This window comes from Streptomyces sp. NPDC047525 (assembly GCF_040643025.1).
Lineage (GTDB): Bacteria > Actinomycetota > Actinomycetes > Streptomycetales > Streptomycetaceae > Streptomyces > Streptomyces durmitorensis.
In genome coordinates this window covers 682,559-697,297 of record NZ_JBEYTL010000003.1, presented here as the reverse complement: position 1 = coordinate 697,297, position 14,739 = coordinate 682,559, and the positions used below count along the sequence as shown (strand labels likewise).

The window sequence follows — 14,739 nt, the reverse complement described above, 5'->3', positions numbered from 1 at the left end:
ACGAGACGCCGCAGTCCATGACCGACGAGGAAGGAGTCGCAGCATGACGTCCGTACGCGAACAGCCGTCCCCGCCGGTGTCCGCCGACGACGCGGGCAACGCTCCGGTACAGGCGGTGAGCCGGATGGAATGGCAGCTCACCGCCCTGCCGGCGCCCACCGCCGACCCCGCGCGGCTCAGGGGGATGCGGGTCCTGCTGCTCGGCGGCGACCGGGAGACCGCCGCAGCCGTGGCGCGCGAACTGACCGGGCACGGAGCCCTGGTCCGCCGTCACCCGGAGGCCTCCGGGACCGGTGACGGCGCCGTCGACGCGATCGTCGACCTGACCGTGGGCTCCGCGTCCGCCGACCCCGGTGAAGCCTGGCGCGAGCCGCTGTTGGAGACGGTGGCCGCGCTGCGCGAGCACTACGAGGACTGGTCCGGCGAGACATCGGCGCGACGCCTGTACTACCTGGCCGTGACCTATCTGGGCGGCGGGATGGGCCACCACCCGCAGGACGACCTGGCGCAGCCGCTCGGTGGCATCTGGGCGGGTCTCGCCAAGACGCTGCACCGCGAACTGCCGAACTGCAACGCACGCGTCGTCGACACGAGCCTGACCGCCGTGCGGGACCTGCCGGGCATCGTCGCCGCCGAACTGGGCAGGCCCGGCGAGCTGGAGGTCGGCCACCGCGAAGGACAGCGGCTGACCCTCACCCCCGTCGCCAAGGACGCCGGGGAGCCCGCCGTCCCGCTGGGCCCCGACGACTGCGTACTGATCTCGGGCGGCGGCCGGGGCATCGGCTGGGAACTGGCCCGCTCGCTGGCCGCCACCTACGGCCTGCGGGTCGTGGTGACGGGCCGGGAGGAATTCCCCACCGGTGACGAACCGTGGTTCGGCGTCGGCGAGAGCGAACGCAAGGCGTACGAGAAGGAGTTGTGGGCCGGGCTGCGGCAGGGGGCGACGCCGACCGGGATCAGGCGGGACATCGCCCGCGTCCGCCGCCTGTGGGAACTCGCCACCAACATCACCGAAGCCAGGGCCGCCGGGCTGCGCGTCGACTACGCCCGGTGCGACTTCACCGACCTGGAGCAGGTGCGCGCCCTCCTGGCACGTGAGGGCCACGCGCTGACCGGGGTCGTGCACAACGCGGGCGTGGACACCGCGGCGAGGCTGCCCAAGAAGAGCGACGACGAGATCCTGCGGACCGTCCGCACCAAGATCGGGGGCTTCCTCAACCTCTTCGAGGAAGTGCGGGAACACCGGCTCAAGTTCTTCTGCAGCGTCGGCTCCCTCACCGGGCGGCTCGGCGGGATGGTCGGCCAGCTCGAGTACGCGGCGGCCAACGAGGGTCTTGCCCGGCTCGGCCGGTGGGCGGGACGCCGCGCGGACTTCCCCGTGATGACGCTCGCCTGGCCGACCTGGGACCGCATCGGTCTGATCTCCAACTTCTCGGCGACGCTGCGCTACATGGCGGCCATCGACATCACCGAAGGACTCGCCAAGTGGCAGGCCGAGCTGCGGGCGGGATCCGAGGGGGAGGTCACCTTCGTGGGGCCGCTCGGCAGGGCGATGAGCCCCGGCCAGGCGACCGACTACCCCGTCGTGCCCGACCTGCCCGGCTTCACCGGCACCTATCCGCGGATCTTCCACCTCGGAGAGGTGACCACGTACGAACCGCACGTCCGCATGGTGTCGCAGGTGACGTTCGACCCCGACCGGGCGCCGGTCCTCGGCGACTTCCTGGTGGACGGCACGGCGGCCGTCCCCGTGAGCGTTCTCCTGGAGAGTGCGCTGCGCGGCGCGGAGTGGATCGTCCCCGAGGACTACCGGGTGCTGCGGGCCGGGTCCATCGAGGAGGTCGTCGTACCGCTGGACCTGCTGCGGCTCGACGCGGGACCGACCGTGTGGGAGCGGGAGGTGAGCGGCTCCTTCGAGGGGGACACCTGGGTGGTCACGGTGAGGTTCCGGCGGGCGTCGGACGCCGGGGACGGGCCCGGGGCCGGCGAGGCGAGCCTGCGCGTCGTCCACGACTCCGCCGACACCCGCTCACCCACCCCGCCGCGGCGCGACGTGAAGCCGACGACCGTATGGCGCTCCGGCCCGCCGCTGCTGAGCTGGCGTGCGTCGGTGGTGCCCGCCGCCGTCTGGTCCGAGGGCTCGGACGGCCGCCTGACCGCAGTGGTGCGGCCATGCGTCCCCAACGATCTGTGGGCGACGCTCCACGCACCGCGCACGGCGCTTTCCGTCTCCGCCCTGGAGAACGTGGTCCGGGCCTGCGCCAGCCAGGGCGAGGGTGTCTCGGTCGCGAAAAACCCCTTGGTCATCGGCCGTATCGCACTCCATTCCGATGAGCGCGGAGATTCCCTCATCGAAGGGGATCCGGCCCTCGGTGTATGGCGAGTGAAGAATTCGGAATCCGGGGCTCCTGTCATGACCGTTTCCGGCCTGCGTGGGCCGGTCGGGAACGGCTGACCGCCCTTTCGGGAACCGGAATGCAGCACCGATCAAAATAATGCAAGAAATGAACCGCACGGAAATCAGGGAAGGTGCACATGTCGAATCTGCTGGAGAACAAGGCCGTACTGGAGCGCTACTACGAGGAGTGCCTCAACAAGGGCAACCTCGACGTGATCTACGAGGGCGCCGGTGACGAGCACATCAGCCATGGAACGGCTCCGAACGGCAAGGAGGGCGTCGAGCACCTCAAGGAGTGGGTGCGGCTCCAGCGCGCGTCCTTCCCCGACCTCCATGTGACGGTCGACGACTGGATCCTGGAGGACGAGAAGGTCGTCAGCCGGTTCACCGCGCGCGGCACCCACACCGGGGAGCCCTACGAGGGCGTGCCGGCCATCGGGCGGGAGTTCGCCGTCAGCGGCATCGTGATCGACGCCTTCGAGGGCGGCAAGATCGTCGAGAGCTGGTTCTCCCTCGACGGACTCGACCTCGCCAAGCAGCTGGGCGCCCTGGGGTGAAGCCACCGGCCCCGGCACCCGAGGGTGCCGGGGCCCGCGTGCGACGTCAGCCCTGACGGACGGAGCGCGCGTACGCGTCGGTGATCGGTTCGGCGTGTGCCTCCGCGTTGCCGGAGGCGGCGATGGAGTCCAGCGCCCGCTGGAGGACGACGGTGTCCTCCAGGGTGTGGATCTCGGTGATCTTGCCCCACTTCAGATACATGAACTGGGTCATCACGTTGTCGTAGCGCGTGCCGTCGGGCAGCGGCCCGCCGATGCGTACGCGGGTCGCCACCTTGGTCATCCAGGGGCCGCCGGAAATGATGATCTCCAGCGGCTCGAAACCGGCGTCGGGAATCAGCCTGAAGACCCGCTGCCACCACAGGCTCATCGCCTCGACCGTGTGCCGCTCGCCGGAGAGAGCGTGCTCGCCGTAGAACACGTAAGTGAAATCCGGTGCCAGCGTGTCCACCATGGACTGCCAGTTCCCGGCATTGATATCGGCAAAAGCGCCGCGGAGCTTGGCGGCGACGATTCGGTGATACATGAACTGCCTCCCGAACATGCGGGCCGTTTTTCACAGCCCTCAGAATTATTTTCCGCTGACGCTTCAATTGATACCACGGCGCCCCGTACGGAGATATACCGCGATGATCGGGGCGGAGAATAGGAGAGTGGGATGACGACCCCCCTGCCCGTGCTCATCACCGGCTGTTCCTCCGGGATCGGCCGCGCCTGCGCCCTGCGGATGCACCGGTCCGGTCTGACCGTGTACGCCACGGCGCGCAGGCCGGAAACCCTTGCCCCCCTGGCGGCCGAAGGCATCCGGACGCTGCGCCTTGACGTCACCGACGAAGCGAGCATGCGTGAGGTCGTCGACCTCATCGAGGCCGAACACGGCTCGGTCGGCGCCCTGGTCAACAGCGCCGGATACGCGATGTCGGGCGTCGTGGAGGAGGCCGGACTCGACGACATGCGGCGGCAGTTCGAGACCAATGTGTTCGGGCTCGCCCGCCTCAGTCAGCTCGTGCTGCCCGCGATGCGGGCCGCGCGGCGCGGAACCATCGTCAACATCTCGTCGATCTTCGGCCGTTACGCGGTCCCCGGCGGTGGCTTCTACCAGGCGTCCAAGCACGCGGTCGAGGCACTGAGCGACGCCCTGCGCCTGGAGGTGGCGGACTTCGGCGTCAAGGTCGTCCTCATCGAGCCGGGACCGGTGCGCACGACCGACTTCGGCGCCACCTACGTGGCCAACTTCAAGTCCGCGGGCAAGGACTACGACGCGTTCCGCCTGCAGACGGCCGAGTACTTCGACGCCATCTACACGGGCAGCCGCCGCAGCCTGGCGGGAACCTTCGCCATCCAGGCCGACGACGTCGCCCGGGTGGTGGAGCGGACGGTCCGCAGCGCCCGCCCGAGCGCCCGCAGGCCCGTCGGGTTCCTCGCCCGCAGCACCCTCCTCCTGCGCCGCCTCGCTCCGGACGTCGTCTTCGACAACCTCTTCGTGCGGCGGGTGTTCCCGGTGCCCCGCGACGAGGCCCGCCGCGGCGCCCGTGCGGCCACCCCGATCGGCGAAGCCCGCAGGACAACGCCCCCGTCCCCGCAGCCCCGTCACGAAGGAGAACGCCGATGACCGCCACCACGGCCCCCGCCACCACGCCCCGCGGCGCCGCCCGCGCTCCCGGCCCCAAGGGAGTCCCGCTGCTCGGCAGCCTCGGTTCCTGGCGCCGCAACACCGCCGAGTTCCTTCTCGGCCTGCAGCGCGACTACGGCGAGACCGTACGCATGAGGCTCGGCCCGATGACGGTCCATCAGGTCACGGGGCCCGACGCGGTGCAGCAGGTCCTGGTGAAGAACAACGGAAACTACGTGCGCGGCCCGCTGTACGAGCAGTTCAGCGTCGTCATGGGCAAGGGCCTTCTCACCTCGGACGGAGACTACTGGCGCGGCCACCGCAGGGCGGTCCAGCCCGCGTTCCAGAAGAACACCATCCTCGACATCGTCCCGAACATCGTCACCGCCACGAACGAGATGCTCGACGAGTGGGAGGCCAAGGCCGCGCGCGACGAGCCCGTCGACCTGATGACCGAGATGCTCAGGCTCACCCTGATCACGCTCAGCCGCTCGCTGTTCGCCTACGACATCAAGCCCTCGTCCAAGGTGCTCAAGCACATCGTCGACGACGTGGTCGAGGTGATGTTCCGGCGCGGTACGCCGTCCGAGATGCTGCCGTCCTGGCTGCCGACCGACCGCAAGCACAAGATCGCCCGCATCCACCGCGTCTTCGACAAGATCGTCGCCGATGTACGGGAGAACTACGGGCGCACCGGCGAGGGTTCACTGATCTCCCTGATGGAGCAGGCAAAGGACCCCGTCACCGGTGAGCCCTGGACGGATCAGGAGCTGCGCGACGAGCTCCTGACCATCTACCTGGCGGGGCACGAGACGACCGCGGTGTCGCTGTGCTGGACCCTGCTCTCGATCGCCAACCACCCGCCCGTGCAGGAGGAGCTGGACGCGGAGATCGCTCAGGTCCTGGGCGGCGGCCTGCCGGACCGGCAGAACACGGACGCGCTGACGTACACCAGGATGGTGGTGGACGAGAGCCTGCGGATGCACCCGCCGATCTGGATCTTCCCCCGGGCCGCCGTCGAGGCGGACAGTCTGGGCGGTTACGACATCGAAGCCGGCTCGTCGATCCTCCTGTCACCGCTCGTGTCCCACCACAACCCGTCGCACTGGGACAACCCGCTGGCCTTCGACCCGAACCGCTTCACCGAGCAGGCCGTGAAGGAACGCCCGCGCATGGCCTACTTCCCGTTCGGCGCGGGGCCGCGCCAGTGCATCGGCAACACCATGGCGCTGCTCGAACTGCGGACCATCGTCACGATGATCAACCAACGGTTCAAGCTGAGCATGATCCCGGGCCACTCCCTTCAGTACGGCTCACCGGTGATCTCGCTGCGGCCTTTGCAGGACGTCATGGTGCGCCTGACGGCACGCGAAGGCAGGGGAGCGGGGAGCCGCACTGCGCCCGCGCCCGCACCCACGGCCACGGCTCCGGTCGGGCACGACACCGCCGAGGCCGCGCAGAAGTGCCCGGTCACCGGCGGCTCGGGCGGCTGATGACGAGGTGGTGACGCCCTATAGCCTGGGGAAGTGCTCAGACCTGGGGAAGTGCTCAGAGAAGTCACTGCGATCCGGTATGTGAACCCGTTGCGGACCGGGGGCTCCGTGCCCGGCGTCGTCGAGGCCGACGACCTGGGGACGTACGTCGTGAAGTTCACCGGCTCCGCGCAGGGCCGCAAGGCGCTGGTCGCCGAGATCATCGTCGGCGAACTGGCCCGCCGCCTCGGTCTGCGCTTCCCTGAGCTCGTCCTGGTCCACTTCGACCCGGCGGTAGCGGTGGACGAACCCCACCAGGAGGTCCAGGACCTGCTGCACGCCAGCGCCGGGCTCAACCTCGGCATGGACCTCCTGCCGGGTGCCGAGGACTTCACCCCCGAGGCGCTGGACGTGGACCCGCTGGAGGCGGGCAAGGTGGTGTGGCTCGACGCCCTCACCGCCAACGTCGACCGCACGGTGCACAGTTCGAACCTGATGGTCTGGCCCACGTTCGGCATCCAGCCGCCGAGGCTGTGGCTCATCGACCACGGGGCGGCTCTGGTCTTCCACCACCGCTGGGGCGCGACGGCGCCCGACAAGGCGTACGACTTCCGCCATCACGCCCTTGGGGGCTATGGACCGGACACGGTTGCCGCAGATGCGGAACTGGCTCCGCTTGTCACGGAGGCCGCACTCCGCGAGATCGTCGCCCTGGTGCCGGACGCGTGGCTGGCATCCGAGCCGGGGTTCGCGTCCCCCGCGGAGGTGCGGGAGGCGTACGTGGCCTTCTTGCTGGCCCGTGTCCGCTCCTCCGCAGCGTGGCTGCCCAGGGACTTCCCCAGCCGGGGTGAGCTCGCGGCTGCCGATGCCCGGCGTGCTGCCGCTACCGAGAAGGGCCGTCCGGCCTGGCTGAAGCGGGTGCCCGATCTGCATGGGAAGCCTGCGGCCGAACAGGACTGGTCGCGGCACATCGGCTAGCTGCGGGCCGTTTGTGGCTGGGCGCGCGGTTGCCCGCGCCCCTGACGGGGCGCCCATGACGAGGCCCCCGGCGCTGTGCGGTGCCGGGGGCCTCGTCATGAACTCCGCAGGGAAATCAGCGCAGCTGCTCGTAGGCCGGGAGCGTCAGGAAGTCCGCGTAGTCCGCGTCCAGGGAGACCTGGAGGAGGAGGTCGTGGGCCTGCTGCCACTTGCCGGCCGCGAAGGCCTCGTCGCCGATCTCGGCGCGGATGGCGGCCAGTTCCTCGGCGGCGACCGTGCGGGCCAGGTCCGCGGTGGCGCTCTCACCGTTCTCGAAGACGACGCCCGCGTTGATCCACTGCCAGATCTGCGAGCGCGAGATCTCGGCGGTGGCCGCGTCCTCCATGAGGTTGAAGATGGCGACGGCGCCGAGGCCGCGCAGCCAGGCCTCGATGTAGCGGATGCCGACCTGGACGGCGTTGACCAGGCCGTCGTACGTGGGCTTCGCGTCGAGGGAGTCGATGGCGATCAGGTCGCCAGCGGCCACGGAGACGTCCTCGCGCAGGCGGTCCTTCTGGTTGGGCTTCTCGCCGAGGACCGCGTCGAACGACTTCATCGCGATCGGGACCAGGTCCGGGTGCGCGACCCAGGAGCCGTCGAAGCCGTCGCCCGCCTCGCGGTCCTTGTCGTTCTTGACCTTCTCGAACGCGACCTTGTTGACCTCCGCGTCCTTGCGGGACGGGATGAACGCCGCCATGCCGCCGATCGCGTGCGCGCCGCGCTTGTGGCAGGTGCGGACGAGCAGTTCGGTGTACGCCCGCATGAAGGGGGCCGTCATCGTCACCAGGTTGCGGTCCGGCAGGACGAACTTCGAGCCGCCGTCACGGAAGTTCTTGACGATGGAGAAGAGGTAGTCCCAGCGGCCCGCGTTCAGGCCCGACGCGTGGTCGCGGAGCTCGTAGAGGATCTCCTCCATCTCGTACGCGGCCGTGATCGTCTCGATGAGGACCGTGGCGCGGACGGTGCCCTGCGGGATGCCGACGTAGTCCTGCGCGAAGACGAAGATGTCGTTCCAGAGGCGGGCCTCCAGGTACGACTCCGTCTTCGGGAGGTAGAAGTACGGGCCCTTACCGAGCTCGATCAGGCGCTTGGCGTTGTGGAAGAAGTACAGGCCGAAGTCGACGAGCGCGCCGGGGACCGGCTGGCCCTCGAACTGCAGGTGGCGCTCGTCCAGGTGCCAGCCGCGCGGGCGCATGACGACGGTGGCGAGCTCGTCGGCGTCCTTGAGGGCGTACGACTTGCCGGTGCGGTCGTCCGTGAAGTCCACGCGCCGCTCGTAGGCGTCGGTGAGGTTGAGCTGGCCCAGGACCACGTTCTCCCAGGTGGGCGCCGATGCGTCCTCGAAGTCCGCGAGCCAGACCTTGGCGCCCGAGTTCAGGGCGTTGATGGTCATCTTGCGGTCGGTCGGCCCGGTGATCTCGACACGGCGGTCGTTCAGGGCCGCCGGGGCCGGCGCCACCTTCCAGGAGTCGTCCGCGCGGATCGCCGCGGTCTCGGGAAGGAAGTCGAGCGTGGAGGTGCTTGCGATCTCGGCGCGGCGCTCGGCGCGGCGGCTGAGGAGCTCGTCACGGCGGGGCGTGAAGAGCCGGTGCAGCTCGGCCACAAAGGCGAGGGCCGCGTCGGTGAGGACCTCCTCCTGCCGCGGCAGAGGCTCCGCGTCGACGATGGCCAGCGGGGACTGCGCTGGTGCGGACATGAGCTGTCACTTCCTTCAGCGAGCTTCACAGGTGGTGCCTTGGCGACCGCCGGGCATTCGCAGTGACACTCAGTGCCACCGGAGCCGAGATACGGCCGTGGGCCCCACTTGAGGGAACGGGTGCTTCTGAACAGTGGATACTAGTTTCCTCATAGTGGAAGTTCAATCGTCTGTTGATGTCGAGATTCTCTTCATCGACAGAACGTGTCGCTGAGTGCCATGCCGGTCACTCAAGGTGGATCAGGTCGGCGGGTGTGTCGATGTCGTACGCCTGGGCCACGTCCCCGCACTCGACCAGGGCTATCTGCGCGGAGTGTTCCTTCAGATAGGCGCGCGCCCCGCGGTCGCCCACCGCGCTCGCCGCGATGCCCGCCCAGTGGTCCGAGCCGAAGAGCACGGGGTGCCCGCGCTCCCCGTCGTACGCGGCCGCCGCGAGGGTGGCGGGCGAGCGGTAGGCGGCGTGGACGCGGGCCACCGCGGCCGGGCCGATGCCCGGCTGGTCGACGAGCGAGACGAGCGCGGCGTCGGCCTCGGCGGCATCCTCGCGCAGGGATGCGAGGCCCGCCCGCAGCGACGAACCCATCCCCTCCGCCCACTGGGGGTTGTCGATCAGTACGCAGCCGGGGAGCGAGGCCTTCTCGCGTACGACATCGGCGTCCGCGCCGAGCACCACGTGCACGCGCGTGCAGCCGCCCTCGCGCAGTACGCGGACCGCGTGCTCCACGAGGGGGCGCCCCTGGTGGTCGAGGAGCGCCTTCGGGCGGCCGCCGAGGCGCCGCCCGCCGCCCGCCGCGAGGAGAAGCCCGGCGATCATCGGATTCGTCATGGCTCCTGCATACCGCACCCTGCGCGCCCAGTCGCGACAGGCGGAGGGGCCTTCCGCGACCGGGGCGGTGTGTTCCGGCCAGAAAGTGGCGCGTCCTGCTTCCCGTGGCGTTTACTGGCCCGCGGCCCCCAGGCGTCTGACCAACGCCGTCGTGGGGTCGGCAAGATCTGCACGAGAACATGCGCACGACGTCGTGCGAGGGGGAGAGCTGTGTTGCGGAGCGTGGGGCAGAGGCAAGTGACCGGCAGTGATGAGGATCCGCGAGTCGCGGAGCTGGGCACCGCGGTGTCGCGGCTGCGCCGTGAGCTCGCCGCGCATCCGGTCGAGTTCCCGGACCGGGGCATCGCCGAGGACGAGCTCGCGGCACTGGCCGCGATGGCGCTGAGCGGCGCCCCGGAGGTGCCGAGGCTGCGGCGGTCGCTGCTCCTTGTCGCAGGAGCGATCGGCTCCGTCAGCGCGCTGGCCGCGGGCCTCGCGGCGGTGCGGTGCGCGGTGGAGCTCTTCGGGGAGCCGGGGGCCAGGTAAGAAGGCCGTCCCGCTGATGCGGGGCGCCGTGAGCCGCGCGTCAGGCGACCCAGTGCCGGGGACCCCCGGTCGCTTCGTGGCCCATGCCCCCGCCGAGCGCGGCGGCGAGGCGTCGCACGGCCTCCTCGCCCGATGCCGCGGGCAGCGTGTAGGGAATCCGCAGCCGGTGCTCATGCGTGCCGGGGTCCGCGCCGAAGCGGGCGCCGCCCTCGATGCGTACGCCGTGGGCGAGCACCGCACGGGCCAGGGCCGATGCGACCGGCCGGCCCAGATCCACCCAGAGCGACAGGCCGCCCGGCGGCGTCCGCCAGCGCCACTCGGGGAGATGGTGGGCGAGCGAGGCGCCGAGCGCGTCCCGCTGGGCCCGCAGGCGCGGCAGCCGGTCGCGCAGTACGTCGTCCATGCTGCCGATCAGATGCAGCGCGACGAGCTGCTCGATCACCGGGGTCGACATGTCGGAGGGGACGCGCGCGGTCGCCAGCTCCGTGATGAGCCGTGAGCCCGCCCGCACCCAGCCGATGCGCAGCCCGCCCCAGTGCGTCTTGCTCAACGACCCGACGGTGACGACCTGTTCGCCCACGCCGTGCGGGGCGAGCGAGGCGAAGGGCGCGGGGGCAGGACCGTCCAGCGCGATGTCGGCGATCGTCTCGTCGATCACGAGCCAGCTGCCGGTGGCGCGGGCGGTCTCCAGGATGCGTACGCGCTGCTCCCTGGGCATCAGGCTGCCCGTCGGGTTCTGGAAGTCGGGCACCAAGTAGGCCATGCGGGGGGCGGCCTGACGGAGCGTCGACTCGACGAGGTCGGTGTCCCAGCCGGTGTCCGTGACCGGCACGGGTGTGGGGCGCAGCCCTGCGCGGCGGATCGCGTCGAGCGCGTTCGGGTACGAGGGGTTCTCGACCAGGATGCGGTCGCCGGGCCTGCCGAGCAGGGAGAGGGTGAGGGACAGTGCGTGCTGGGCGCCGGTGGTGATCAGAATCTGGTCGGGGAGAGTGGGCAGACCTCGCCGCGTGAAGCGCTCGGCGACGGCCTCTCTCAACTCCGGTAGCCCGTAAGGGTGGTAGCCGGGCGTGGAGGCGTGCCGGGGGAGTGCGGCGGCCGCGGCGGCGAGCGCGTCGGTCAGCTCCGCCTCGGGTGCGCCGGGTGCGGCCACCGCCAGGTCGAGCATGCCGTCGCCCGCGGGGAACGCGGCCACGCTGGAGGGGCGGCGCCCGTCGGGCAGCTCGGTCCAGGTGCCGGCGCCACGCCTGCTGCGGGCGAAGCCGCCCTCGCGCAGGAGGTCGTACGCGGCGGTGACGGTGGCCCGGCTGACACCGAGTGCCGTGGCGAGCTCGCGCTCCGCGGGGAGCCGGGTATGCAAGGGGATGCGGCCGTCCAGGAGGAGGGTGCGGATGCCGTGGGCGAGGGCGCGGTAGCCGGGGTGGTCGCCGGCGGTACCGGTCACCAGCTGGGACAGCTGTCTGCTGCCGAGCCGCCGGTCCACTTCGTGGACCACGCGTACGTCTGCCATGCCACCTCCCGTTGATTGGCCCTGCTGGCCAGGCCAATCAGCGTACAGACTCCGGGGGAGCGGGCTGGATTGGCCTGGTGGGACGAGGTCCGTGAGGGCCACGAGGGAGAGGGGCCGGCCGTGGGAGCGCGGGTCGTCGTGGGGGTGAGCGGGTCGCTGGCGAGTCTGGCGGCGTTGCGGGTGGGCGTGGAGGAGGCGCGGAGGGCCGGGCGCGTGCTGGTCGCGGTGATCGCGTGGGAGCCGCCGGAGGGGGAGGGGCTGTACGCGCGGCGTCCGGACCGGGCGTGGGCCCGGCACTGGGAGGCGGAGGCCCGGGGGCGGCTCGACCGGGCGTTTGAGGAGGTGTTCGGCGGGGCGCCGGAGGGGGTCGTGGTGGAGCGGTGGGTGGTGCGGGGCGCTGCGGGGCGGGCGGTGTGCGAATTCGTCGGGGCGGCGGAGGAGGACCTTGTCGTCCTTGGCGCGCGGAAAGGGTGGGGGTGGGGGAGGGTGAGCCGACACGCGCAGAGGCGTGCGGGGTGCCGGGTCATGGTGGTGCCGGGGCCTGTTGCGCCGCGGGGGATGCGGCGGGCGCTGCGGAAGGCCAGACCGGAGGATTTCTCCCCCGGCCCACCCTCTCCCGAACTCCCGGCTCCACGGGCCCGTGGCTGGCGGTGATCACCGGCTCCGCGGGGTTCGTCCTCGGGCGCTGGAGGGGCTGAAGTCTCTGCTCCGTGGGGCCGTGGCTGACGATGATCACCGGCTCCGCCGAGTTCGTCCTCAAACGCCGGACGGGCTGAAATCCCCACGCCGCCTGCGTGGTCGGCGGCTGGTCGCCTGCTGTGGTGGGTTCGTTGGGGTGTGTCGGGCGGGCTGGTGTCTCTGTTCAGCCTGTTCGGTCGGCGGGGGCCCTGCTGTGGTGGGTTCGTTGTGATGCGTCGGGCGGGCTGGCGTCCCTGCTCCACCTGCCGGTCGGCGGCTGGTTGCCCGCTTTGCCGCGTTCGCCGTCATGCGCCCGGCGGGCTGAAATCCCCCACCTCCCCGTCCGTCCCGTCCTCCCCGTCCGTCCTCAACCGACGGACGGGCTAGGAGACGCTCGTGACCCCCACCCTCCCGTCCACCAACTCCACCACCCGGTCGGCGAGAGACAAGCGTTCCCGGTCGTGCGTGACCAGGACCGTTGCCGTCCCCCACTCCCGCGTGAGCCGCCCGAGGAGTTCAAGGACCGCCGCGCCCCGCTCGTGATCCAGCGCGCTGGTCGGCTCATCCACCAGGAGTACCGCCGGTTCGTTCATCAACGCCCTTGCGATGCCGACCCGTTGGCGCTGGCCGCCCGACAGTTGATGCGGACGCCTGTGTGCGAGCCCCGCAAGGCCCACGGTGTCCAGGAGATCCCGCGCCCGCTCCCGTACCTCGCGGGAGCGTCGGCGTCCGCGCCCGTCGATGCGCGCCATCAGTTCCACCTGTTCGAGCGCGGTCAGCGACGCCAGCAGATTCGGCTGCTGGAAGACGATCCCCATCCTCCGCCGCCGCAGCTCCGCCCGCTCGGCCGCCGACAGCGCACCCGTCTCCGTACCCCCGACCACCACCCGGCCCCGGTCCGGGGTGACCAGCGTCGCCGCCACCGCCAGCAGGCTGGACTTCCCGGAACCGGACGGGCCGACGACCGCCGTCAGGGTCCCTGCGGGGACGTCGAGCCCGACCCCGTCGAGCGCCGTGAGCCGCCCCTCGCCGTCCGCGTACGTCAGCGTGATGTCTTCGAGGGTCAGACTCATCGGGCACTCCCCAGCGCGGTCAGCGGATCAACGGCGGTGATCCGCCGGACGGACAGGCCCGCGCCCAACGCCCCGAGGGCGATCATCACGGCGGCGGGCCACAGCACGGTCGGCGGATCGAGGACGAAGGGGACGTCGCCGCCGCTGATCGCGGAACCGACGAGCGCGGCGATCCCCGTCCCCAGGGCCGTCCCGGCGGCGAGCATCAGCACGGCCTGGCCGAGCGCGTCCCTGAGCAGGTAAGGAGTGGACGCGCCCAGCGCCTTCAACACCGCGATGTCACCGGCGCGTTGGATCGTCCACACCGTGAAGAACGCTCCTATGACGAGCGCGGAGATGACGAAGAGGAAGCCGCGCATGAGCTGCAGCGAACCGTTCTCCGCCTGGTAGGAGCCGATGGCCGTCAGCGCGCCGTCGAGAGACTTCGTCTCCGTGCCCGCCGCATCGTCCCCGGCGGCGAGATCGAACCCGCCGCCGGTCCGCAGCGCGATGACCGTGGCCTGCTCGTCCATCGACGTACCCCGGTGGCCGAGCCCTTGCCAGTCGTCGAGCGCGGTCCACACGACAGGGGTATGGCTGTACGAGGCGTCCGACGCGACCCGCGCGACACGCTCCTCGACCCCGCTGCCGCCGAGCCGCACCGTGTCCCCGGCACCGAGGCCCAGGTCCGCAGCGGCCTTCTCGGAGAGCACGGCCTCACCCGGTGCGACGCCTTCCGGCGCGATCCCGGAGTCCGGTTCGACCCCGAAGGCGGACACCGCGGCCGAGCGGTCGCCCGCGGTGGCGTTGAGGGTGCTGATGCCGATGGGCTCGGCGGACCGTACGCCCGGCTGTCGCGCCCAGGACTCCCAGGCGCGCTGTTCCACCTGGGAGCTGGTGAAGGAGACGGACTGGCCGGGCGGCGGCGCGGCGAAGGCGAGGTGGTCGGCGGGGAGGCCGGTGATCGCTGAGGTGTTCTCCCTCGCGAGCCCGGCCGTGAGCCCGGAAAGCAGCCCCACGAGCAGAGTGATGAGCACGACGACGGCTCCCATCAGGGCGAACCGCCCCTTGGCGAACCGAAGGTCTCTCCATGCGACGAACATGCCCCCACCCTCCTTCCGCGCACGCCGCCGGGGCATCGCGCCACAGCACGCTTCACCCGAATCGAAGGGGGGAGCCCGCGATCAACCTTTCGGTTGACGGAAGGCGGGGCGGCTGCGCCTACGCTGGAGGGTCCGATGAACACCTCCACCGGTCCTCCACCCCCGCACCGGGTCGGTGCCCCGCCTCCGTACCTGGTCGGGCTCCGGCTTCGCACGGGGTCGGGCTTCCGTCCCCGCACCGGGTCGGTCCTCCGCCTCCGTACCGGGTCGGGCTTCCGTCCCCGTACCGGGTCGGG

General features: G+C 71.1%; 13 protein-coding genes. 7 read left to right on the top strand and 6 right to left on the bottom strand.

The features are described 5' to 3' along the window. The first annotated feature begins 43 nt into the window (after positions 1 to 43). Together ABZ833_RS12030 and ABZ833_RS12025 are read left to right on the top strand one after the other, a co-directional pair. Complete coding sequence (locus ABZ833_RS12030; protein WP_361044562.1) at positions 44 to 2,455, top strand: KR domain-containing protein; 2,412 nt, start codon at positions 44 to 46, stop codon at positions 2,453 to 2,455. Between the two features lie 80 nt (positions 2,456 to 2,535). After that, positions 2,536 to 2,955 (top strand): ester cyclase, encoded by a 420-nt coding sequence (locus ABZ833_RS12025; RefSeq protein WP_249586880.1) that lies wholly within the window; start codon positions 2,536 to 2,538, stop codon positions 2,953 to 2,955. A gap of 46 nt (positions 2,956 to 3,001) precedes the next feature. Here the strand turns inward: ABZ833_RS12025 and ABZ833_RS12020 are convergent, their stop codons facing one another. Then, positions 3,002 to 3,481: a nuclear transport factor 2 family protein gene (locus tag ABZ833_RS12020; RefSeq protein ID WP_361044558.1), complete on the bottom strand. Its 480-nt coding sequence runs from the start codon at positions 3,479 to 3,481 to the stop codon at positions 3,002 to 3,004. 132 nt (positions 3,482 to 3,613) lie between these two features. Between ABZ833_RS12020 and ABZ833_RS12015 the strand changes: the two genes are divergently transcribed. From ABZ833_RS12015 to ABZ833_RS12005, 3 genes are read left to right on the top strand one after another with little or no spacing between them, the layout of a single operon-like run. Next, a complete protein-coding gene (locus ABZ833_RS12015) occupies positions 3,614 to 4,567 on the top strand; it encodes an SDR family NAD(P)-dependent oxidoreductase (protein ID WP_361044555.1) in 954 nt (317 codons plus the stop codon). Then, positions 4,564 to 6,060 carry a cytochrome P450 gene (locus tag ABZ833_RS12010; protein ID WP_361044552.1) on the top strand — a complete coding sequence of 499 codons (1,497 nt, stop codon included), beginning with the start codon at positions 4,564 to 4,566 and terminating at the stop codon, positions 6,058 to 6,060. Before ABZ833_RS12015 ends, ABZ833_RS12010 begins: the two co-directional genes overlap by 4 nt. A gap of 51 nt (positions 6,061 to 6,111) precedes the next feature. Next, complete coding sequence (locus ABZ833_RS12005) at positions 6,112 to 7,017, top strand: HipA family kinase (RefSeq protein WP_361044846.1); 906 nt, start codon at positions 6,112 to 6,114, stop codon at positions 7,015 to 7,017. 115 nt (positions 7,018 to 7,132) lie between these two features. Here the strand turns inward: ABZ833_RS12005 and aceB are convergent, their stop codons facing one another. Both aceB and ABZ833_RS11995 read right to left on the bottom strand, forming a co-directional pair. Then, positions 7,133 to 8,752 (bottom strand): malate synthase A, encoded by a 1,620-nt coding sequence (aceB, locus tag ABZ833_RS12000; protein WP_361044549.1) that lies wholly within the window; start codon positions 8,750 to 8,752, stop codon positions 7,133 to 7,135. A gap of 226 nt (positions 8,753 to 8,978) precedes the next feature. Then, positions 8,979 to 9,578 (bottom strand): nucleotidyltransferase family protein, encoded by a 600-nt coding sequence (locus ABZ833_RS11995; protein WP_361044546.1) that lies wholly within the window; start codon positions 9,576 to 9,578, stop codon positions 8,979 to 8,981. A gap of 210 nt (positions 9,579 to 9,788) precedes the next feature. On the opposite strand from ABZ833_RS11995, the gene ABZ833_RS11990 reads away from it, so the two are divergent. Beyond that, entirely contained in the window at positions 9,789 to 10,103 is a 315-nt protein-coding gene (locus ABZ833_RS11990) for a DUF5955 family protein (protein ID WP_361044543.1), read from the top strand. 40 nt (positions 10,104 to 10,143) lie between these two features. On the opposite strand, the gene ABZ833_RS11985 is transcribed toward ABZ833_RS11990, so the two are convergent. Then, complete coding sequence (locus ABZ833_RS11985) at positions 10,144 to 11,610, bottom strand: PLP-dependent aminotransferase family protein (protein WP_361044540.1); 1,467 nt, start codon at positions 11,608 to 11,610, stop codon at positions 10,144 to 10,146. Between the two features lie 120 nt (positions 11,611 to 11,730). On the opposite strand from ABZ833_RS11985, the gene ABZ833_RS11980 reads away from it, so the two are divergent. Next, positions 11,731 to 12,264, top strand: a complete 534-nt coding sequence (locus tag ABZ833_RS11980) for a universal stress protein (protein WP_361044538.1) — start codon at positions 11,731 to 11,733, stop codon at positions 12,262 to 12,264. Positions 12,265 to 12,671: 407 nt separating this feature from the next. On the opposite strand, the gene ABZ833_RS11975 is transcribed toward ABZ833_RS11980, so the two are convergent. Beyond that, complete coding sequence (locus ABZ833_RS11975; RefSeq protein ID WP_361044535.1) at positions 12,672 to 13,361, bottom strand: ABC transporter ATP-binding protein; 690 nt, start codon at positions 13,359 to 13,361, stop codon at positions 12,672 to 12,674. Next, positions 13,358 to 14,443, bottom strand: coding sequence for an ABC transporter permease (locus ABZ833_RS11970; protein ID WP_361044533.1), 1,086 nt, complete (start codon positions 14,441 to 14,443; stop codon positions 13,358 to 13,360). The genes ABZ833_RS11975 and ABZ833_RS11970 overlap by 4 nt, the downstream gene beginning before the upstream one ends. Positions 14,444 to 14,739: the final 296 nt, after the last annotated feature.